We start from the raw sequence: 20,672 nt of genomic DNA on the forward strand, positions 1-20,672 counted from the left end.
GGGGGGGGGGGGGGGGGGGTGGGGGGGGGGGGGGGGGGGGGGCCCCCCCCCCCGGGGGGGGGCGGGGCCCCCCCCCCCCCCCCCGCCACTACCGCTGCAGCGTCGCTGTTTCAGCCCGTGAATGTCCAGATATAGGCAACATCGGCAACCGCTGCTTCAACGCGTCGACGCCCGGATACGGGTAGTGCCGGCCGCTGGCCGGCAAGCCCAGCAAACCTGCAGTTGCCGGCCAGCGGCCGGCACTACCGCTGCAACGTCGGCAGCGTCTGCTTCAGCGCGTCGATGCCCTGCCACGGATCCGCCTTCAAACGCTTCGCCCGTGCCAACGCCTTGTCCATCGGAAACGCATCGGCCGCGCTCACGCGCGCCAGCTCTTCCCAGCGCAGCGGCACCGCGACTCCCGCGCTCTCCCGCGCGCGCAGCGACCACGAGCACACGCTGGTCGCTCCCCGTGTATTACGCAGCCAGTCGATGAAGATCACTCCGCTGCGCTTGGCCTTGCTCATCGTCGCCACGTAGCGATCCGGCGCCTGTTCGGCCATCGCCTGCGCGAACGCTTCGCAGAACGCTTTCGCGTCGTCCCAGTCGGCTGCGGGTTGCAGGGGTACCACCACATGCACGCCCTTGCCGCCCGACAGCCGCACGAAGCTCTGCAGCCCGGTTTGCTGCAGTCGATCGCGCACATCGCGCGCGCCGCGCTTCACGTCGGCCCAGCTCACGCCCTCACCCGGATCAAGATCGAACACCAGCCGGTCGGGATGTTCGGGATCGGCCACCGTCGCGCCCCATGGATGCAGTTCCAGGGTGTTCATCTGCACCAGCTGCAGCAGGCCGCGTTCGTCATCGATATAGACGTAGTCCTCGCGCCCGCTCTTCTGCTGCAGCGGCACCGCATGCACCGCATCACCCAGGCCCTGGCCATGGTGCTTCTGGAAGAAACATGCCTTGCCTACGCCGTCGGGACAGCGCAGCAGCGACAGCGGTCGCCCACTGATTTCCGGCAGGATCCAGCGTGCCATCTGCCGGTAGTAGTCGGCGACGTCACCCTTGCTGAGCTTCTTCTTCGCAAACACCACGCGCTCGGGATGGGTGATGGCAACGTCGTCGCCGTCATCGGCCGGTGTTGCACTCATCGCCAGGTCCTCCTTCTTCTTGTCACTGCGCAGTCGCTTGAAGCTGGCCTGGCGCAGCAACCCTTCCTTGCCCCAGCCGCGGAACGCGACCTCGGCCACTGTCACCGGCTTGACCCAGCGCACGCTCGCCGCACGGAACGGCACGTGCGCCGGCAGCGGCAGCACCGCCTCCTTCACCGCCAGCGGCGCGAGCGTGGCCGCCAGCGCGCGCAGGCCCTCATCGTCGAAGCCGGTACCGACGCGGCCGACATAGCGCAGGCCGCCCTTGTCCGGCGTGGCCAGCAGCAGCGAACCGAATCCCACCCGCGAGCCTTTGGGTGCGGTGTGGCCGATGATCAGGAATTCATCGGTGTCCTCATGCTTCACTTTCACCCAGCTGCGTGCGCGGGTGTTCACGTAAGGCGCATCGACCTGCTTGCTGACGATGCCTTCGAATCCCGCCTTGCCGCTGGCTTCGAACACGGCAGGGCCGTGGTCGATGACGTGCTCGCTGAAGGCCAGCGTGCCAACTGCATCGCCGATCAGTTCCTTCAGCAGTGCCTTGCGTTGCAGCAGCGGCGCACGGCTGATGTCGACCCCGGCCACGCCCGGCAGGTCGAACACGATGTAGCGCAGCGGTTGTTTCGAGCTGCCGTCGATCACCCGCTGCAGCGCGGCGAAGTCGCTGCGGCCGTTGTCGTCCAGCACCACCAGTTCCCCGTCCAGACGCGCATCGCGCACCGGCAGCGCCTGCAGCGCCTGCACCACTTCGGGAAAATCGGCAGTCCAGTCCAGGCCATTGCGCGAGCGCAGCGTCACCTCACCTTCGTGCACATCGGCCAGCAACCGGTAACCATCCCACTTGATCTCATGCAGCCAACGCTCGCCATCGGGCGCGGTGTCGCGGTGATCGGTGAGCTGTGGCTTGAACTGGTGCGGGTAGCTTTTGTCGCGCGCCTCGTCCAGCTGCAACGCGCGCGCATGCCAGCGTGCATCGGCCTTGCGTGGGTGTGCGGCACGTGGCGCTGGAGCCGTCTTCTTCGCTGAAGCCCGAGACCTCTTCGCGGATTTCAGCGCTGGCGTGTGCAGCAGATCGTCCGCCTCCGCATCCCGTGCCTGCGCGTCATCGCGCTTGATCAGCAGCCACTGCACCTGGCGGCCCTTCATCGCCGTGCGTACCAGTTTCCAGCCACCGGCCAGGCGCTGCCCGTGCAGCACGAAGTCGATCTTGCCCGCCGCCAGTGCTTGCAACGGATCACCTTCGCAGGCCCAGCTGCCGTGGTCGAACACATCGACGTGGCCGGCGCCGTAATGGCCTTCCGGAATATCACCTTCGAAGCCGGCATAGGACAGGGGATGGTCTTCCACCTCCACCGCCAGGCGCTTCTCACCCACCCGCAGCGACGGCCCCTTCGGCACCGCCCAGCTTTTCAGCACGCCATCCATTTCCAGGCGGAAATCGTAGTGGCGGCTGCTGGCGTGGTGCAGTTGGACCACGAAGATCGGCCGCCGCTTCGGATTGCCTCGTGCCGGTGCATCGTCCGGCTCCGGGGTCTGTCCGCTCCCCCCGCCCAGCCGACGCTTGCGGCGGTACTGATGCAACGACATGGCTCAACCTGCCTTGCGTCGCGCAGGGGTTTTCTTTGCCGCCTTCTTGGCGGCCTTTTTTGCCGGTGCCTTCTTCGCCGCTGCCTTCTTGGCTGGAGCCTTGCGCGCGGCCGCCTTCTTCGCCGGCGTGCGCTTGTTGGCATCCAGGCTCTTCTGCAGCAGCGCCATGAAGTCCACCACGTTGGTGGTTGCGTCCTCGCGCGGTGCCGGCTCGTCCTCCACCTGGGTGGTGCCGCCCTTGGACTTGATGCGCTTGTTCAGCACCTGCTGCAGGCGTTCGCGGAACTCATCGTGGTACTGCGAAGGATCCCAGTCACCGGCCATCGACTCGATCAACTGCTCGGCCATCGCCGTTTCCTTGCTGGTGATGCGGTAATCGGCAAGCTTTCCACTGGGCAGCTTGTAGTCGTCAGGCTCGACCAGTTCCTGCGGATAGCGCAGGATCATCAGCACCAGCGCGTCATCGTTGGGCATCACCGCGCACAGGTACTCGCGCGTGCGCACCACCACCCGGGCGATACCGACCTTGCCAGTGCTGCGCAGCGTTTCCCGCAGCAGCACGTAGCCTTTCTCGGCCTTTTTACCCGGCACCAGCAGATAGGGCTTCTCGTAGTAACGCGGGTCGATCTGGCTGGCGTCGACAAAGGTTTCCACCTCCACCGTTTCATGGCTTTCCGGCGCCGCCGAACGGATGTCGTCTTCCTCCAGCACGACGTAGCTGCCCTTGTCGTACTCGTAGGCTTTGACGATGTCCTTCCACGGCACTTCCTCGCCGGTGTCGGCGTTGACCCGTTCGAAGCGGATCGGTTTGCGATCGCGCGAATCCAGCATGCGGAAGTGCAGGTCGACCTTGCGCTCGCCGGACATCAGCGAGACCGGTACGTTGAGCAGGCCGAAGGAAAGCGTACCGGTCCAGATCGGGCGGGCCATGATGCGCACCTGTGTTTCAGCAGGGGTAGCCAGCTTCAGCCGGCTACCGTGAAACAACCGTGTCGGCCACGTGCAGACCATGCGGTAGTGCCGGCCGCTGGCCGGCAGCTCCTTGAATCCTGGCGATGCCTGCCAGCGACCGGCACTACTGCAGCAGCGGCCTCACCGCAGCGGCGGGGATATGGTCCAGCGCGCGCCAGGCATCTTCCACCACCGGCTGCGCCTGTGCCCAGTTCAGGCGCGACTGTCCGCGCATCTGGTCCCAGTGCTCGGCCAGTTCGCCACTGGTATCGGCCTCACCGCCACGCGGCCAGTCAGCGGCGTGGGTGGTCAGCGCGAAGGCGTACACCGGGCACAGATCGCGCCAGTTGCGATGCCCCTGCCCGCGGCGTTCCTCGTAGTCGCTCAGCATGTACTGCAGGTAATCCTGCGCCACCGCCTGCGGATCCTCCAGGCGGCGCGTCCGGCGCTGCGTGCTGCGCTGGCCAAGCGGATCCAGCAGGGCGTTGAACACGGACGGGGCGGGGCGTTCAAGACGGGGCATGGCCGGCTCCTGCAGCAGGGCGGGTGGGCAGGAATACGCGCGCCGCCGTTATCCAGTCGTGACAAAGATGTTCATGACGCCAGGTTCGCAGTGGCTTTACTTCGTCCGCGCTCTAGTGGAGGCCTACCGGAGGAACGCCCCATGACCACCACCCGTGACCCCCTGCGTGAGAACCACACCCCCGAGCCGGGCGAGCAGCGCGGCAAGCACGATCTGGCCGACGCCGAGGACCGTGGCGCCGGCATGTCGACACCGGACGAGGGCGTACTGCCCGTCGTGCGCCGGCCTGAACAGGCCGCCCAGGACCGCAAGGACTGCGGTGACCGCAATCGCGGTGGCCAGGAAAGTCCGCTGAAGCGGCGCGAGCGCAAGCAGCACGCCAGCGACAACCAGGACGAGGCGCTGGAAGAGACCTTCCCGGCCAGCGATCCAACCTCGCCGTTCGTGCCCGCCAAGGCCCCGGATTGATCGGTAGCGCCGGGCCATGCCCGGCGGATCCGTCACGTCCGCGCTGCGCGCTCGCCGGGCATGGGCCGGCGCTACCGGGGCCCGCCTAACGCCATGACCACTGCAGGCCAACGCTGGCGCGGCGGTCCGGCCCCGGTTCAAAGAACCGGCCGTTACCGTCATTGACGATCACCGAGCCGATGTAGCGCTGGTCCAGCACGTTGTCGATACGTGCGAATGCGCGCAGGTCACCCGACTGCAGCGTCCAGCGGCGACCGGCTTCCAGGTTCAGCAGCGCGTATCCCGGTGCGCGCTCGGTGGCGATGTCGTTCACCACCACATCGCTGCTGGCGGCAGCTTCCAACCCCCACTGCCACTGCCCCGGCGACCACTGCAGGCGGGCATACGCCTGCTGCCGGGGCACGCCGGGCAGGCGGCTGCCAGCGGCAACCACGGTGTCGGGCACTGCGCAATTGCTGGCCGCACAGGCCAGATAGGGCGAACGCACCTGCGCCTGCAGCCAGGTCCAGGCCAGCTGCAGCTCCAGCTGCTCGGCCAACGGCTGCCGGTACTGCAGCTCCACACCCTGGCGGCGGGTACGGCCGATGTTGCGGTACGTGCTGCGGCCGTTGGTGTTGCTGGCAACGGCCAGCTCATCGTCGGTATCTGCACGGAACAGGCTGATATCGAGCTGTCTTCCATCCTGCGCATGCCATTTGCTGCCCACTTCCACGCTGCGGCTGCGGGCGGCCGCCAGATCCAGCGCCAGCCCGGCCTGGCCGTCGGCGCGGTAGCCCAGCTCATTGAACGTCGGGGTTTCAAAGCCACGACCGATCGCCGCGTGCAGGCGCCACTGCGGGCTTGCCTCGAAGCTGACACCCGCCACTGGCGTGGTGGCCTGGTAGCGACGGCGACCACTGTCGTCCGGGTTGCGCCCGACGATGTAGCGATCATCCGATTCGAAGCGCACCGCGCTGTGGCGCACCCCGGCCAGCAGCGACCAGCGCGGGCTCCATTGCCACCACGCTTGGGCGAACTGGTCCACGTTCTGCACGATGTCGATCTGGTCGCGACGCAGGCGGCCGCGTACCCCCACGGTGGTGCCGACGAAGTTCTCGTAGCCGGTGCGGTGCTGGCGCTGGCGATCGGCATTCACGCCCACCACCAGATCCAGCGGGCGCCCCCACAGATCGCCGTTCCAGCCCCAGCGCGCGTCCAGCCCGCCGTAACCGCCATCCAGGTCGATCACGCCACCGGCGTGCAATGGGTTGGCCTGCGGTCCCGGCGGAATCGGCAGGTACTGGGTCACCGCGCGCTGCCCGGCATAGCCCATCAGCTGCCAGCGCTGCGCACCGGCTTCACGGGTCCAGCGCAGGCCTGCCTGCTGCTGGCGCACCGATTTGCGGGTGTTGTACTGCTCAGCCACCGCCGTGGCCTGGCGTGGATCGGCCGCCACCTGCGCGCGGGTCAGGCCCAGCGGGTCCTGCGCGTTGGGCGCGTGCAGCGCATTGAGCAGCAGCTCCAGGCGGCCGCCGGCGAGCTCGGTGCCAAGGCGCGCGTTGAGCGATTCACGCCGCGCGCGGCTGTGGTCACGCCAGCCATCGGTGCTGAAATGGTTGGCGGCCACGTTGTAGTCGACGCCAGGGCCCGCCCCGCGCAGCTGCGCGCCGACGCTGAGCGTGTTGTCGGCACCGGCATTCACCCGCAGCCGCCACGGGTCACCGGCCTGGCCCTGCGCGCTCCACACCTGCAGCACGCCCCCGGACGAATTTCCATACAGGGCCGAGAACGGCCCGCGCAGCACCTCGATGCGCTCGGCACCGAGCAGGCTGGCGTGCGACAGCTGGCCCTGACCATCGGGCATGGTCGCCGGCACCCCATCGATCAGCACCCGCACCCCGCGCACGCCAAAGGTCGAACGAGCGCCGAAGCCACGGATCGACAGCTGGGTGTCCTGCGCGAAGTTCTGCCGGTCCCGGGCCAGCAGGCCCGGCACTCCGCCCAGCGCCTCGGACAGCTGCGTGCCCGGGCCGGTACGGTCGGCGTCGATCCACACCGTATCCAGGCTGGCGGGCAGAGCGAAGGGGTCGACGCCGGGCACCCGCGCGGCCTGCACCTGCACCGTCGGCAGGGCGGTCGGCAATGGCTCGGCCGTCACCGTCAAAGGCAGCAGCAGCAGGGTGGAAAGCGGCAGGCATTGGCGTCGTGCGCTGGGATTCATGATTCAGGTTGATGGATCGGGCGGCAACGCACGCCATGGTACGGGCAGGCGGATGACGATGGCGGCGGCCAGCCCCGGCAGGCTTTGTTACGATGGGTCGGTTTCGGCCGACAGGCCGCAAGCCGCGTGGCGCAATTCCTCCCCCTTTCCGTCTACCGAACGAGTACCGCCGTGTCCTTCTTTGCAAACGTGGAACTGGTCCCAGGCGACCCGATCCTGGGCCTGACCGAGGCGTACAACGCCGACAGCCGCCCGACCAAGGTCAACCTGGGTGTGGGCATCTACTACGACGAGAGCGGCCGCATTCCGCTGCTGCGCGCCGTCAAGCAGATCGAGCAGCAGCTCGCCAACGAAGCCAAACCGCGCGGCTACCTGCCGATCGATGGCCTGCCGGCGTACACCCAGGCCACCCGTGAGCTGGTGTTCGGCAAGGACTCGCCGCTGCTGGCCGCCGGCCGTGTCACCACCGCCCAGACTGTCGGTGGCAGCGGTGCGCTGCGCGTCGGCGCCGACGTGCTGAAGAAGCTGCTGCCGCACGCCACCGTCGCACTCAGCAACCCGAGCTGGGAAAACCACCGCGCCGTGTTCAGCGCCGCTGGTTTCGAGGTGGTCGATTACACCTACTTCGACCCGACCACCCATGGTGTCAACTTCGACGGCCTGCTGGCCGACCTGGGCAAGCTGGAGGCGGGCACCGTGGTGCTGCTGCACGCCTGCTGCCACAACCCCACCGGCGCCGACCTCACCGTCAGCCAGTGGAAGCAGGTCGCACAGCTGCTGAAGGACCGCCAGCTGTTCCCCTTCATCGACATGGCCTACCAGGGCTTCGACAAGGGCATCGAGCAGGACGGTGCCGCGGTGCGCATCATCGCCGAGGCCGGCATCGACAGCTTCATCGTCGCCAACTCGTACTCCAAGTCGTTCTCGCTGTATGGCGAGCGCGTGGGTGCGCTGTCGATGGTCGCGCCGACCGCCGCTGACGCCAAGGCCGTGCAGTCGCAGGTCAAGCGCGTGATCCGCACGATCTACTCCAGCCCCTCCACCCACGGTGCTGCACTGGTTGCCGGTGTGCTGACCAATCCGGAACTGCGCGCGATGTGGGAGCAGGAGCTGACCGAGATGCGCGAGCGCATCCACGCCCTGCGCCAGGGCCTGGTCGAGAAGCTGGCCGCCGCTGGCGCCCCGCAGTTCGGCTTCATCAACGAGCAGGCGGGCATGTTCTCGTACTCCGGTCTGAGCCGCGAACAGGTCGAGCGCCTGCGCGACGAGTTCGGCATCTACGCCGTCGGCACCGGCCGCATCTGCGTGGCCGCGCTGAACCAGAACAACCTGGAGTACGTCGCCAAGGCCGTGGCCGCCGTCGCCAAGGGCTGATCGACCGCTCCAGCAAGCTGTGGAAACAAAGGCGCCGCAAGGCGCCTTTGTTTTTGCTCCTGCCTTGCCACACCCTCCGCGCTCGCGGCCAACCCTGAAGCGCGCGGGAGGGGGAGGCAATGCAGGACCGTTGGCGCCATGGGCGCGAGGCATGCCTCGGGCGGGTTGGGCAGGATGCCCAACCCCGGTCTTGCCGTGTGCGCAGGACAGCGCACACGAGCAAGGCGCCATCGAGCTTACATGGACGTACTTGCAGCGTGTCCTGCATTGTCTCCCCCTCCCGCGCGCCTCGACGAAGGGAAGGCGCCACGACCGCAACGCCTCTGGAAACGATTACGCCTACCCCCGCTCACCCACGCGCAAGTCAGACCGGCGACAATAGGCGTTTTCCCGTTGCCGAGACCTGCCCGCCCATGTCCCGTACCTCGTTGACCCGCTTCCTGATCCAGCAGCAGCACGCCGGCCGCATCAACGCCGACCTGCGCCAGCTGATCGCGGTCGTCGCCCGCGCCTGCACCAGCATCTCCATCGCCGTCAGCAAGGGCGCCCTCGGTGGCGTGCTCGGCGAGGCCGGTACCGGCAACGTGCAGGGCGAAGCGCAGAAGAAGCTGGATGTCATCAGCAACGAGATCCTGCTGGAGGCCAACGCCTGGGGTGGCCACCTCGCCGCCTGCGCATCGGAGGAGATGGACCACAGCCAGCCGGTGCCGGACATCTATCCGCGTGGCGATTTCCTGCTGCTGTTCGATCCCCTCGATGGCAGCTCCAACATCGACGTCAACGTCTCCGTCGGCACCATCTTCTCGGTGCTGCGTTGCCCGACCAACGTCGAACTGCCCGGCGATGACGCCTTCCTGCAGCCGGGCAGCAAGCAGATCGCCGCCGGCTACTGCATCTACGGGCCCAGCACGCAGCTGGTGCTGACCGTCGGCCACGGTACCCACGCCTTCACCCTCGACCGCGAAACCGGCGAGTTCCTGCTGACCACCGAGAACATGCAGATCCCCGCGGCCACCCAGGAGTTCGCCATCAACATGTCCAACCAGCGGCACTGGGAAGCGCCGATGCAGGCCTACGTGGAAGATCTGCTGGCCGGCAAGGAAGGCCCGCGCGGCAAGAACTTCAACATGCGCTGGATCGCCAGCATGGTCGCCGACGTGCATCGCATCCTGACCCGCGGCGGCATCTTCATCTACCCGTGGGACAAGAAGGAACCGGGCAAGGCCGGCAAGCTGCGCCTGATGTACGAAGCCAACCCGATGGGCCTGCTGGTGGAGCAGGCGGGCGGCGCTGCCTGGACCGGTCGCGAGCGCATCATCGATGTGCAACCCGACCAGCTGCACCAGCGCGTGCCGGTGTTCCTCGGTTCGCGCGAAGAGGTCGCCGAGGCCGTGCGTTATCACCAGGAGCATGACGCGAAGAGCGTCTGACAGCGGCCATCCCTACAGCGGTCATGGCAGATTGATGACATGACCGCAGGGTGACAGCAGCAGCTGCAAACGGCACCATCAAGCCCTTGCCGTCGAAGGAATGCACGCATGCACGAGCCGGGCCCGGTCGATTTCATCGAGGTCATCCACAACGCCGTCCCCAGCGACGTGTGCGCTGCGATCGTCGCGCGCATGCGTGCAAGCCAGAGCCTGAAACCCGGCGCAGTGGGCAGCGGCGTGTTCCCGGAACTCAAGCACAGCAAGGATCTGCGGATCAGCGGCGTGGATGGCTGGCAGGATGTGGACCAGCAGCTGCAACAGGCGGTATTTGCGGGTCTGCAGACTTATCTACGCCGTTATCCACAGGCATTGATCGCGCCGTTGATGTTGCAGATCCAGGACAGCAACGGCCAGCCGCGACGCCTGTCGGCCGAGGATTTCCCCGACATGGCGCCGGAGCAGCTGGCGGATCTGGCGCGCACCTGCCTGCGCCCGGGCGCGATCAATCTGCAGTGGTATGCGGCGGGCGAGGGCGGTTACCCGTACTGGCACTGCGAGCTGTACCCGAAGGACGCGCAGGCCGAGACCCTGCACCGGCATGTGCTGTGGACCCTGTACCTCAACGACGACTTCGAAGAGGGCGAAACCGAGTTCCTGTTCCAAGGGCGGAAGATCGCACCGCGTACCGGCAGCCTGCTGATCGCGCCGACTGCGTTCACCCATACCCATCGCGGCAACCGGCCGCAGGGCGGCGACAAGTTCATCGCCACCAGCTGGATCCTGTTCCAGAGCGCGCAGAAGCTGTTTGGAGGGTAAGGGTCGCGCGTGCTGCTAACCCTCGCTTGCTCGGCGCTACCGCGGGCGGCGGCGATAGAGAATCGCGCCCGCCACGGTACCGAACACGGCCACACCCAGGCCGACGAACTCTTGTTCTCCAAGCGCCTCACCCGACATCAGCGTGCCGGCCGTCAGCAGCAGAACGTTCAACGGAAGCATCCACAGGAACGCGATGCCCAGCCAGTAGATGATCTTCATGTCATGTGCTCATGGGTTCGGATACGTCGACTTGAACCAGCAGGCGGATATGTTCCGCATCCATGATGCTGAACTCTCCTCTCTCCAGCCCCCGCAGCTGGCGCTTGTCTATTCCATAGCGTGCAGTGGTTGCTGGGTACAGATTGATGCCGCTCAGTTATCTGGCGGGTCCAAAGGATCCCCAGAGATTGTCGTTGCCTCCATGCCAGGCACTGAGCTTCTCGACAGGGATTTCCTTGAGTTGACAGGTGAACTGGAGATAGAAGGAACGGTCTTCTTTTCGATAGCTGTTCCACCCAACAGCCGTCACTTTGACTTCGATCTGACTATCGCCCCTGTGCGGCTGATGTAGTTCGACGTCCGCTGAATCGGACAGCCAGTAGTCTCCCTTGTGCGCGAAGCCCGCGCCGCCACTTGTCAAGCGCGCATCCACCACCTCCGGCGTCCCTTTCGACGAAGGCGCGTATCGCTTCAGGCTGCCCGTGATCTTGATGTACTGCTGGGAATCGATCACGCCCGGCGACTCCGAGAAGAGGCGCAGCAGGAGGAGGGTGTCCGTGCCCTTGCGCACCCTCTGACCTGTATTCGCCACCCACAGACGCTGTTCGAACTCGTCCAGGCCAGCCGGCATGTCAGTGACGATCGTGGCCTGCGGAACGACGATGCATTCGTGGATGTCGCGGGCCTGCGCCTGCAGGGCCACAAGGCAGAGCATGAGAGCGCTGGCCGGAAGGCAGCAAGTACGTTTCATCGTGTAGAAACTGCTGATCTGAGTTCAGTCATGCAAGCGATTGGAGGGGTGTGCCTGATCGAAGGGTGATGCGTCCGGATCATGCGCTCCCGTCCATGCATCAAGATGCTGCAGCGACAGCGGCAAGGCTCTCAAACGCTCTGACACCGTCGTCGGTGCGTCGCACTCTCCCGGCCATTGCAGTGGGCTTGTGGCGCGGAACGTTGCGTCGATCTGGATCTCGATGCCGAAATCTCCGGTGGAGACCACGGTGATCTGCCCTGCGACGGGTACTCCGTAGCAGCCGGTCTTTCCGGCGAATGCGCTGGAACCGCTGCTATGGAACATCCGTACTCGATCGCCTGCGGCAGCGAATCGGTCTCCTGCCTTCGCCTCAGCAGGGAGCTGGATCGTGAGCTTGCTGAATGTGGAATGGTCGATCCGCCACGAAGACCGGAATCGTCTAAGCCCGACCACACGATTGTTGCCGGCAACGATCTGGTGACAGGAAAAGAGCAGCTGGCGGGGCTCCACCCCGAGGCAGGCGAGGTCACGCATGGCAGCGTCTTCAACCACAAACGCACGGGCAGCTTCTGCATCGGCGCTGCAGGCAAACAGAAACGCACCACAGCCGAGGGCAGGTAGACGCTTCATGGACAAATCGATTCGTCGCCATGCGGACCGAATCGCGCCATCGCCGATCGTAGGTAACCCATCTGCTCCCTTCCCTGGTTTGCAGGCCCTCCGGCCAAGTGCAGATTGTTGCCGGTAGATCGCACAGCGGTCCAGTGCTCTAGAACAGCGAACCCTGGGGCGTATCCACCTTCGGCGGCAACGGCTTCTCGAACCGGCTGCAATCCAGCTTCGGCCAGTGGCTGTTCTGCGCATTGAAGCCGAGGCGCTTGCGCGCCAGCTTGAAGCGATTGCTTAGCAGCTCTGCGTAAACACCCTGGCCGCGCATGCGCGTGCCGAACTGACTGTCGTAATCCTTGCCGCCGCGCAGCTGCTGGATGGTGCTCATCACATGCGCGGCGCGATCGGGATGATGGGTGTCCAGCCAATCGCGGAACAGCGGTGCAACTTCCAGCGGCAGGCGCAGCAGCACGTAGCCTGCAGTGCTGGCGCCGGCATCATGCGCAGCCTCCAGCACGGCTTCCAGTTCGCTGTCGTTGATCCACGGAATCACCGGCGCAACCATCACGCCCACCGGAATGCCCGCCTCGTGCAGGCGCTTCATCGCACGCAGCCGCGCATGGGGTGCCGAGGCGCGCGGCTCCAGCTTCGCCGACAGATGCGGATCCAGCGATGTCACCGAGAAATGCACGCTGACCAGGTTCTCCGCCGCCAGTGGTGCGAGCAGATCGATGTCGCGCTCGACCAGTGCGTTCTTGGTGATCAGCGAGAACGGATGCTTCGTCTCCAGCATCACTTCGATCAGCTGGCGGGTCAGCTTGAACTTGCGTTCAATCGGCTGGTAGGCGTCGGTGTTGATGCCCAGCGCGATCGGCTGCGGCACGTAGCCGGGTTTCGACAGTTCCTTGCGCAGCAGCTGTGGCGCGTTGGTCTTGGCAAACAGCTTGGTCTCGAAGTCCAGGCCAGGCGACAGGTTCAGATAGGCATGCGAGGGGCGGGCGAAGCAGTAGGAGCAGCAGCACTATATGTGTTCGGAGAAAAGTGCTCACTGCATCGTCGGCCCCCAAGAGATTTCCGTTAAGCCTAGCGGAGCGACAGCAGTACTTCGCCTTGTAGCCTGAGGCAATTGAGCGCCGGTTAGCGCCTAGATCGCTTCCGCCATTGGAGCCCCTACCGCGTCCGGCAGGGGCTCAGGGGATTCAGCGATGCTTGCAGACCGAGGAAGCCGGAAGGCCTCTCCTCGCCGGCTGAAGTAGGGAAGCACCTCATACGATGCCTGACCTTGGCGCAGGCTAGGTCACGCAGACAACTCGGATGGGAGTGAGCGACAGTAGATCTGGGAACTCGTCCGCACGTAGAACGATCTAACTCCCTTTCACCTGCAGGAATACGTCGATGCCATTCTCGCCCGCGATGAGCATCACCGCGGGTAATCCGTGCGCACCCAGCCTTGTGCAGAGATGTGACAGAAGGTCCTGATCTTGGATGCTGGGAACTGCGTTCACGCCCTTGGGGTGCGAGTGCCAGGCACCTATCCAAAGGACCATACCGGCTGTTCGTCGCTGGGCCTCATTGATGTCTTCCTGCACGCCGTAACTACCGCACTGGAAGTCCGCCTCAGTTGACACACTGTCCCTTGGCGCGGGACGGCCGTCCACGAGATGGATTGTGTTGAACTTGAAATCGACGACGCCCAGGAGGATTCCTCCGGTTTCGAGTGGAAGCGAGTTGGCTCGTTCCCCAAGGAGTTGTTCGCAGAGACCTTCGTCCCAGAGAATCTCCCAGTCTCCGACCTTTTTCGAAAAGGTTCGTCTGGCCACCACCTCAATGTGACGAATGCTGCCGTCGCTCGAAGACTCCCATACATCGATACTTGCACCGGAAAGCATTGACCTATTCCTGATCTGCCCTGCAAGCAATGATGCACTTCGCAGCACTTGGTCGTAGCCCAGGACGACAGAGACATCGCGACAGCCCGCCCCACTTCGAAGTGGGCGACCCTTTGCTGCGAGATGCACTGCTCCCCAATCTTGCTGGATGATCGCCCTGTAGTACTGGGCCTCAAGCGATGCGCCTCTGATTTCCTGCGCGCTATCCTCAGCAAGAAGCACGCAGCCATCTCCGGACGGCGTCAAGAAGGCTGCCATACCTCGAGGTAGGTCCGCTCCAGACCATGCCCTAGTTACCTGGATGGTTGTTGATGCATCGATGAGGAGATCGCCACGCTTCAGGCACGCGTGCACCGGCTCTGTATCAAGGTCCGAGGCCCGATACTGCAACGCTTTCACATCTGGGTCGGCAAACCCGAGCGTCCGCCGCGCATGGCGTTTGGCAACTTCGACTTTTGGTAGCCCAACCTGATCTTGGGTGCCGACATGCCGGACGACGTTGTGCTGAGCCAGAACGTCGGGATCAATGTAGTCCCAGTGGCCCCATGCGGAGCGGGACCATACATCGATTAGGGCACTTCCCAGGGCGCCCACGCCTGCAATTACGCCGCGGAACTCACCGTCTTCAATTCCCGACCATCGCTTCGCCTCGTCTCGATCAAGACTGCGGCTGACGTCGATGTGCAGCACCTCGATATCTTGCCAACCCTTCTCTGGCCACCTTGGTCCTTCTCCAAGTAGAAGGACTGGCTGGACTGTATCGTTCTCTCCGTACCGGCCAAGTGCCTGTATTTTTAGCCCTAGCGCGACCAGGTCACAATCGATTCTGAAGCCCATCGAGTCGATGCTCACAACTTCACCGTCTCTTAGCCGCGGAAGACGAACGATCAAGATGATTCGCCCCTGACCCGGCTGGACGTTGGCGTTGCAGCATCGCCGGAAAGCCTCTTGAACTGATTTGGCCAGTCCCGGCATCAGCGAGCTTCCCTTAGCAACAAGCAGCTCTTCAAGACTGCCAAGCGATGACGGCGGCGAGGAGAGTGGCAGGTGCGCGATTGGGGCGGCATCCATGATGAGTATGCGATGAGGCGCCCGTGCCGGAGAAGCGGACGCGACAATGCGCGTGCGATATGTCACTCCGCGTTCCCACTCCCACGCGTCCATCAAAGCAAGCTCCTTGGACGGATCGCTCAAAGCCTCCGCAAAGTCCGGCGGAAGCATTAGGCACTGCCCAAGGCTGTAGAAGACGGGCTCCAAGCCGCGGTCGGTCCCATGAATCGTCCCATCTGCCGTCTTTTCCAGCCAGGCTAGAAGGGTCTCGAGTAGCGCTTCTGGCGTGAACCTGTGTTCCGCGAGCTCCCAGTCTCCCTCCATAATGCAGAGAGACGGCGGTCCTTGGTCGCCCGTGGAGTACTGATGCAGCGCTCTCGGAAAGCTCTTCCTGAGAGGTCGAGCTTCGAATGGGAATCGGGCACCAGTTCGGTAAAGAAGAGCCATTCGTTCGATGCGGTGAATCCCTGCGTCGTTCCCGGGGGACACGGCGCCATCACCAACATCGGCCACTATGATCTCTGCGACGAATGGGTGTTCAAGCCGTCTCAGCTCCACAACATTGATATCCGCATGTGCATTGCAGGCCCTGAGGAGGGCTTGCATGCGGCCATCGCGGAATGGATCAGCCTCATCTTTGGGGATGCTGACCCCCCAGTCGAGAAAATCTGAAGTCACTGAGGGCTGCCCGCACGCGGCGCGGCAGCCAGTGCCGCTACCGTAGAAGAGCCTGCGCCTGCCTTCCTGACTCGGACTGCCCCGAATGAAACCTGGAGATCCAGCGGAGTCTGCTCCCAGTACTGCGGATACTCTCCGGTGCACATGAATTTTCCACCCACAGCAGCCAGGATGCTCTCGTACTCCCTCTTAGCGCGAATGCACGGCGGATCATTCTTGTCATCCAAGATCCGCTTTGAGCTAGCCACAATCACGGCACCTGTCTTCGCCTGACCCAGGGCAGCTCGCGCTTCAGGGGACACTTGGGCCTTCTCGCCCTTTTCGGACCAGCTATCCCATGACAGCGAATGCCACGAGCAATGGTGTGGTGCCTGAAGAAGGTCGTACTGCAGCGCACCGCTCTTCCCATATTCAGTCCAGAGAAGCTCCCATACGTAAACCTCCGCATCACCGCCAGACAGGAACTTGCAGCGGGGGCGTCCGGCCTCGACGGATTCCAACGCGAAGTTGATGACGATGCTGGAATTGTTCTTCTTCAGTTCCTCAACAATGTCCGGGTCATCGCAAAGGATGGGCGCGAGCAGCGTTGCCTCAAAGTAGGAACTATTAGCACCATTAATGCGGCTGAAGGTACTGCCAGGTTTGATGACGATAGGGGAGAGATCGTCCGTCTTGCCGTCAACGTCCTCACCCATCAGAAGTACGCGCTCACCGTCCTTGTTCCCTAGACCATGGCGGTACTGGGTTACCCGCCGCTTTGCCTCGCGATTGAAGGCCAAGGCGTCGTCGCAGAGAACATGGTCCTTTGAACGACGGCGGAAGACCAACGGAGACGACCAGATTTCACGTATAACAATCCGCTTGTCCTTATCAGCTTTCTTGTCGTCAGGATAGTCCTCGATCGGCCCCAGGTAGAAATGACGGGCCAGACCGAGACAATGGTCCTTGTCGGGGTGACTCAACATGAAGACGTCTACATAGGGCCGGCCAAGCCCATCCCGCTGCAGCCTGGCTCGCAGATCCGAAGCCACATCACGTACTGAAGTGTCGTCAGCATCGTCCGCCGCCGCGCGGATGTTAACGTCAATCAGGATAGAACTGACCGCAGCATCCGCGAGGCGGATCAGGGTCATGTCACCGCAGTCGACCGGGAAGAACGTGATGTTGCTCATTCGAGTTGCGCCTCATCGTGTTGACCACCCCCGGTGGCCGTTGGACGCACTATACTACGAAAAACTACGAGGTCATAAAAATTAGTGGCCCACATCGAGAGCTGCACAAATGTCTAATAAATTCAATGACTTGAAAGTCGGTGCTGGCCGCAAGGAGCGTTGGGGGCAGGCCCGCCGGCTAGAGTTCATTGACTCCCGTCTCTTGTGGGCGGGAAAGGTCAATCGTTCCGACCTGGTCGAGTTCTTCAAAATTTCGCCCCCTCAAGCAACTCTGGATTTTGCTGAATACGCTGCGCGCGCGCCCGAGAATGCGAAGTACGACGCCAAGGAACGCGCGTACGTTGCGATGCCGACCTATGCGCCGATCTTTACCGAAGGATCGAGCGCCCGATATTTGGCAGAGCTGCATGCCATCACCACTGGCTTGCTGAGCCCCGACCTAAGCTTCCTAGGCAATCCGCCGCCTTCAGAGATCGTGAGCTTCCCGACCCGCCGGGTCGATGTCGCGCTCCTGCGGGAGACCTTAACTGCAATTCAGTCCGCTAAATCTCTGGAGATCACCTACCAGACCATGGCACGTGCTGAGCCAGATGTAAGGTGTGTCTCTCCCTTAGCATTGGCGTACGACGGGTTTCGATGGCACATCCGAGCCTACTGTCATCTGCGCAAGGACTACCGTGACTTCCTCTTCGCCCGAATCTTGACGGCCAAGCCATCTGGAAACGCTCAAGCCGCGATCAGTAGCGACGAACAGTGGAACCGCATGATCGATGTCGAGATAGCCCCCAACCCCGCGCTCTCTGAGGGCGCGCGGCGAGTTATTGAACTTGACTACGGCATGTCAGACGGAAGATTGAAGTTGAGGTGCAGACAGGCTATGGGCTACTACTTGTTGGCACGCTTGGGTCTCAAGGAGCAGGAGAACGAATCCGCCAGATCGCAGCAGATCGTCCTTGCCAATCGCGCCGAACTGGCAACCTACCTCCCCAACATTGTGCGGCCGGAGCGGTAGATGAAGGGGCGATCATGCCGCGCCAGGAGCAGCGGAACCTGGCTGGGTTCCCTCAATGGCTAGAACAGTTCGAACCAGACGTACACCGGCTACTCGGGCCACGACACTAGCGCCAAGGTACTGAAGACAGAAAACTGCTGCAACGGGACCGCGGGCGAAGCCAAGATCAAAGACAGTGAGTGTGATGGGAGCCGCCACGGTCACCATGAGTGAGACTACTGCCAGATCCCGAAAAGTGAGATAGCGACGATTGGCATCAAGGACCGCCTCATCATTGCGATGGTCGCGGTAAATCTTGTACCAAAGGCGTTGCTGGGCATCCGGGTCCAACGGAAGGGGACCCCGTCGTGCCGCAACTGCATCGGCGTCTATTCTCGAATCCTCCTTCAGGTGCCTCGAGAATGCCGAATAGCCAGGCAAGTGATACCTAGTTTTCCAGAAGACGATCGCCGCCTTCAGCTCCGGTGACAACACTGACGTCATCATGTACAGCATGGGGGGCGACAGCACTGTCGTCAGCCCGCCGATGATCATTTTCGGCTCGGCGGCACCCCACCGCCAATCGGGCGTCAGTGCATATGTCAGCAGCGCCATGTCGAAAGCTACAAAGGCTCCGATCCACCTAAGCAATCCTCCTTTTGCAGACACCTCATTCTCCCCGTCGACTAGATTAGCAGGTGGTCGAGATCTTCATCCCCCGCTAGATTATGCCTTCCCGATAGGGGATGTATGTAGAGTGCCCGGGATCTGTCCCCAAGGTATAACCCATGCCTCCGGGGACAACCTCCGCCTACCCTGTCGATCTTTCCAGGAGTAGCCGGCCGAGATGCGCCGGTGCTTGGGCGGGGGTGGGGCGCCTGGTTGGTAAGCGCCAAGTGCCATTAAGCCATGTCCGGCGTTGTAGTGGCTGACGCCAACCAGCGGTAGCCATGCATACCGCTCGCCGCGTGCCAACTGGAGGAGGGCTCGCTTTCAACGCAGTGCATCCTTAGTGTTTCGCAGCTTGAAACGATCTCGCTTCTGATTGGCGGTGCCAAAGGAGCAGTTATATGTCTTTGACCATACGCGGCTCCGGCCAAAGACTGACATACGCTCCTCTGACTTGATCACATCCCTACAATGTGGCGCCCGGAGTGGACGGAGCTCGATCTTGGATAGCCACCCAACATCTGCCAACATTCCCCCGATAGACAGGGAGGGTCCCAATGGAACGAGTGCTCGAGGTCTACCACGACGGTTGTCCGGTGCGTCTGGTCGACGAGGCTGAAGTCAGTGCAAGGGACAACACGTATACGGTTGTTGTGGGGGAGAACGGCGTTGGGAAAAGCCGGCTGTTGTCGGACATTGCTCGGGGACGGATCAGTGACTACAACCTAATGAGTGCTCGTCGCCTTAGCGACCCCCTCTTGCCTGTGGTCATTGCGGCATCAACCAGTCCGTTCGACAAGTTTCCTGCCCCGCCGAGGCGACAAGCGAAAGCACAGAAGAACTACCGCTATGTTGGCATGCGCGGCGAAGGTATGTATGGCGCTTCATCAGCTGTATCGCTGCTGTCTTCCGCAGCTCGCGGATTGCTGTCGAAATTATCCGAAACTCCACCTAGCTTGAACCTACTGGGGGTTCTGGATTCACTGAAGTTCTCTCCAGTGTTCAACTTTGTCTTAAAGCCGCAGTTTGAACGCTCGCGCGAAAATGAGACGTCGAGCCGTCACAGGGGCGACAGATCCTCCTTCAAGTTTGGCGCCTACAGGTACAGCTTCGATACTCGCGTCGCATCCATCCTTGAGGCGACCGAAAGCTTGCGGACAGTCTTGAGGGACCTCGACTTCGCCTCTTCCCTTATGGATGCGCCTGGCGCGTTGCGTCTCACAGTTGATTTCCGAAGTAGCGTCGCAACTCTTAGTGGAGCGGTGATAGAACCCAAACATCTTGGCGCAATTCTAAGGTTGTTCGACGAGAATTTGCTTCGGCTGATGGACATCGAGGTGGAGAAGAATGGACGGCAACCTTTCAGCCTTAAGCGGGCGAGCTCTGGTGAGCAGTGCTTGCTTGTGTTGATGCTCGGCGTCGCAGGACACATCCAAGACCACTCTCTGATACTGATAGACGAGCCCGAAATCAGTCTCCACCCAGAGTGGCAGGAGCGCTTCATGGCGCTCCTGCAGTCCGCGTTCTCGCATTACAGCGGTTGCCAGTTTGTGATTGCCACGCACTCGCCTCAGATCATCTCTAGGCTTAGTGGCCCCGGCTCCTTCATCTGTCACCTACGCAAAAGGAAGCTCTATCCTGCGTCGCAGTTTCAACGCCGCTCCGCAGACTTCCAACTTGCGGAGCTGTTTGATGCTCCCGGCATGATGAACGAGTACATCTCCAGGGTATGCTTCAATATCATCGCCCAAGTGCGCGTCGGCCGCCCATTTACGCTCGAAATGAAGCGCGAAATCGACTGGTTGTTCGAGGTGCGCTCAAAGCTTGACCCTAGCGATAAGCTGATAGCGTTGATCGACTCACTCTCGGCGCTTCTCAAGGAGGAGCGGGCTTGATTGACGAACCTATTGCCTTTAGCGCGGATGCGCTCAATAGAATTGCGACCGTACGTGCGCATCCAGAATACGACCACACAATGTGGTCCGACGCCAGTCTTGAGCCGGTCCGTGTGGATGTCCGGGATCATTACCGACGCGTACAAGGTTTGGTATGCGCGTATTGCCTAAACCTCCTATCGATCAGGTCTGCCGCGGGCTCTCCCGTGGAGCATATTGCTCCAAAGGCTATGTACCTCGGGTACATGTTTGAGCCACTCAACC

At 62.9% G+C, this 20,672-nt stretch carries 16 protein-coding genes and 1 pseudogene; 6 read left to right on the plus strand and 11 right to left on the minus strand.

Annotated features, from left to right (window positions below):
• Positions 1-242: 242 nt before the first annotated feature.
• The 3 genes from ligD to ABIA73_RS15360 all read right to left on the minus strand — a co-directional run bounded on the left by ligD (position 243) and on the right by ABIA73_RS15360 (position 4,194).
• Positions 243-2,720: a DNA ligase D gene (gene ligD, locus ABIA73_RS15350; protein WP_354275985.1), complete on the minus strand. Its 2,478-nt coding sequence runs from the start codon at positions 2,718-2,720 to the stop codon at positions 243-245.
• Between the two features lie 3 nt (positions 2,721-2,723).
• Positions 2,724-3,650: a non-homologous end joining protein Ku gene (gene ku / locus ABIA73_RS15355; protein ID WP_025875519.1), complete on the minus strand. Its 927-nt coding sequence runs from the start codon at positions 3,648-3,650 to the stop codon at positions 2,724-2,726.
• Between the two features lie 145 nt (positions 3,651-3,795).
• Complete coding sequence (locus ABIA73_RS15360; protein ID WP_025875521.1) at positions 3,796-4,194, minus strand: hypothetical protein; 399 nt, start codon at positions 4,192-4,194, stop codon at positions 3,796-3,798.
• 141 nt (positions 4,195-4,335) lie between these two features.
• On the opposite strand from ABIA73_RS15360, the gene ABIA73_RS15365 reads away from it, so the two are divergent.
• The gene (locus tag ABIA73_RS15365) at positions 4,336-4,662 is read left to right on the plus strand and encodes a hypothetical protein (protein WP_025875523.1); all 327 of its coding nucleotides are present in this window, start codon (positions 4,336-4,338) and stop codon (positions 4,660-4,662) included.
• Positions 4,663-4,747: 85 nt separating this feature from the next.
• On the opposite strand, the gene ABIA73_RS15370 is transcribed toward ABIA73_RS15365, so the two are convergent.
• Complete coding sequence (locus ABIA73_RS15370; protein ID WP_025875525.1) at positions 4,748-6,862, minus strand: TonB-dependent receptor family protein; 2,115 nt, start codon at positions 6,860-6,862, stop codon at positions 4,748-4,750.
• 171 nt (positions 6,863-7,033) lie between these two features.
• On the opposite strand from ABIA73_RS15370, the gene ABIA73_RS15375 reads away from it, so the two are divergent.
• The 3 genes from ABIA73_RS15375 (at position 7,034) to ABIA73_RS15385 (ending at position 10,482) form a co-directional block, all read left to right on the plus strand.
• A complete protein-coding gene (locus ABIA73_RS15375; protein WP_354275986.1) occupies positions 7,034-8,236 on the plus strand; it encodes an amino acid aminotransferase in 1,203 nt (400 codons plus the stop codon).
• 413 nt (positions 8,237-8,649) lie between these two features.
• Positions 8,650-9,666, plus strand: a complete 1,017-nt coding sequence (locus ABIA73_RS15380) for a class 1 fructose-bisphosphatase (RefSeq protein ID WP_025875529.1) — start codon at positions 8,650-8,652, stop codon at positions 9,664-9,666.
• Positions 9,667-9,774: 108 nt separating this feature from the next.
• Positions 9,775-10,482: a 2OG-Fe(II) oxygenase gene (locus ABIA73_RS15385; protein ID WP_140226688.1), complete on the plus strand. Its 708-nt coding sequence runs from the start codon at positions 9,775-9,777 to the stop codon at positions 10,480-10,482.
• 36 nt (positions 10,483-10,518) lie between these two features.
• On the opposite strand, the gene ABIA73_RS15390 is transcribed toward ABIA73_RS15385, so the two are convergent.
• From ABIA73_RS15390 to mblB, 6 genes and pseudogenes are all read right to left on the minus strand, one after another.
• Positions 10,519-10,701 (minus strand): hypothetical protein, encoded by a 183-nt coding sequence (locus ABIA73_RS15390; RefSeq protein ID WP_193600453.1) that lies wholly within the window; start codon positions 10,699-10,701, stop codon positions 10,519-10,521.
• A 157-nt stretch (positions 10,702-10,858) separates the two neighbouring features.
• The gene (locus ABIA73_RS15395) at positions 10,859-11,452 is read right to left on the minus strand and encodes a hypothetical protein (protein ID WP_025875536.1); all 594 of its coding nucleotides are present in this window, start codon (positions 11,450-11,452) and stop codon (positions 10,859-10,861) included.
• 24 nt (positions 11,453-11,476) lie between these two features.
• Complete coding sequence (locus ABIA73_RS15400) at positions 11,477-12,085, minus strand: hypothetical protein (protein WP_140226690.1); 609 nt, start codon at positions 12,083-12,085, stop codon at positions 11,477-11,479.
• Positions 12,086-12,224: 139 nt separating this feature from the next.
• A pseudogene (locus tag ABIA73_RS15405) lies at positions 12,225-13,079 on the minus strand (PA0069 family radical SAM protein); the annotation flags it as partial.
• Positions 13,080-13,428: 349 nt separating this feature from the next.
• On the minus strand, positions 13,429-15,609 hold the full coding sequence (gene cap2-3, locus ABIA73_RS15410; RefSeq protein ID WP_354275987.1) for an anti-phage 6A-MBL system cap2_3 protein: 2,181 nt from the start codon (positions 15,607-15,609) through the stop codon (positions 13,429-13,431).
• A gap of 68 nt (positions 15,610-15,677) precedes the next feature.
• The gene (gene mblB / locus ABIA73_RS15415) at positions 15,678-16,853 is read right to left on the minus strand and encodes an anti-phage 6A-MBL system MBL-fold protein (protein WP_241877583.1); all 1,176 of its coding nucleotides are present in this window, start codon (positions 16,851-16,853) and stop codon (positions 15,678-15,680) included.
• 109 nt (positions 16,854-16,962) lie between these two features.
• Between mblB and ABIA73_RS15420 the strand changes: the two genes are divergently transcribed.
• A complete protein-coding gene (locus ABIA73_RS15420) occupies positions 16,963-17,865 on the plus strand; it encodes a helix-turn-helix transcriptional regulator (protein WP_241877581.1) in 903 nt (300 codons plus the stop codon).
• 12 nt (positions 17,866-17,877) lie between these two features.
• Here the strand turns inward: ABIA73_RS15420 and ABIA73_RS15425 are convergent, their stop codons facing one another.
• The gene (locus tag ABIA73_RS15425; protein WP_241877580.1) at positions 17,878-18,459 is read right to left on the minus strand and encodes a hypothetical protein; all 582 of its coding nucleotides are present in this window, start codon (positions 18,457-18,459) and stop codon (positions 17,878-17,880) included.
• Positions 18,460-19,070: 611 nt separating this feature from the next.
• Between ABIA73_RS15425 and ABIA73_RS15430 the strand changes: the two genes are divergently transcribed.
• Positions 19,071-20,408: an AAA family ATPase gene (locus tag ABIA73_RS15430; RefSeq protein ID WP_241877579.1), complete on the plus strand. Its 1,338-nt coding sequence runs from the start codon at positions 19,071-19,073 to the stop codon at positions 20,406-20,408.
• The last annotated feature ends 264 nt before the right edge of the window (positions 20,409-20,672 follow it).

It is taken from the genome of Stenotrophomonas sp. 2694, from assembly GCF_040548715.1.
Taxonomy (GTDB): Bacteria; Pseudomonadota; Gammaproteobacteria; order Xanthomonadales; family Xanthomonadaceae; genus Stenotrophomonas; species Stenotrophomonas indicatrix.

Excerpts from the sequence above, each read along its gene's own strand:
- ligD (WP_354275985.1), bottom strand. The coding sequence starts at position 2,720 with ATGTCGTTGCATCAGTACCGCCGCAAGCGTCGGCTGGGCGGGGGGAGC.
- ku (WP_025875519.1), bottom strand. The coding sequence starts at position 3,650 with ATGGCCCGCCCGATCTGGACCGGTACGCTTTCCTTCGGCCTGCTCAAC.
- ABIA73_RS15360 (WP_025875521.1), bottom strand. The coding sequence starts at position 4,194 with ATGCCCCGTCTTGAACGCCCCGCCCCGTCCGTGTTCAACGCCCTGCTG.
- ABIA73_RS15365 (WP_025875523.1), top strand. The coding sequence starts at position 4,336 with ATGACCACCACCCGTGACCCCCTGCGTGAGAACCACACCCCCGAGCCG.
- ABIA73_RS15370 (WP_025875525.1), bottom strand. The coding sequence starts at position 6,862 with ATGAATCCCAGCGCACGACGCCAATGCCTGCCGCTTTCCACCCTGCTG.
- ABIA73_RS15380 (WP_025875529.1), top strand. The coding sequence starts at position 8,650 with ATGTCCCGTACCTCGTTGACCCGCTTCCTGATCCAGCAGCAGCACGCC.
- ABIA73_RS15385 (WP_140226688.1), top strand. The coding sequence starts at position 9,775 with ATGCACGAGCCGGGCCCGGTCGATTTCATCGAGGTCATCCACAACGCC.
- ABIA73_RS15390 (WP_193600453.1), bottom strand. The coding sequence starts at position 10,701 with ATGAAGATCATCTACTGGCTGGGCATCGCGTTCCTGTGGATGCTTCCG.
- ABIA73_RS15395 (WP_025875536.1), bottom strand. The coding sequence starts at position 11,452 with ATGAAACGTACTTGCTGCCTTCCGGCCAGCGCTCTCATGCTCTGCCTT.
- ABIA73_RS15400 (WP_140226690.1), bottom strand. The coding sequence starts at position 12,085 with ATGAAGCGTCTACCTGCCCTCGGCTGTGGTGCGTTTCTGTTTGCCTGC.
- cap2-3 (WP_354275987.1), bottom strand. The coding sequence starts at position 15,609 with ATGCAAGCCCTCCTCAGGGCCTGCAATGCACATGCGGATATCAATGTT.
- mblB (WP_241877583.1), bottom strand. The coding sequence starts at position 16,853 with ATGAGCAACATCACGTTCTTCCCGGTCGACTGCGGTGACATGACCCTG.
- ABIA73_RS15420 (WP_241877581.1), top strand. The coding sequence starts at position 16,963 with ATGTCTAATAAATTCAATGACTTGAAAGTCGGTGCTGGCCGCAAGGAG.
- ABIA73_RS15425 (WP_241877580.1), bottom strand. The coding sequence starts at position 18,459 with ATGGCGCTGCTGACATATGCACTGACGCCCGATTGGCGGTGGGGTGCC.
- ABIA73_RS15430 (WP_241877579.1), top strand. The coding sequence starts at position 19,071 with ATGGAACGAGTGCTCGAGGTCTACCACGACGGTTGTCCGGTGCGTCTG.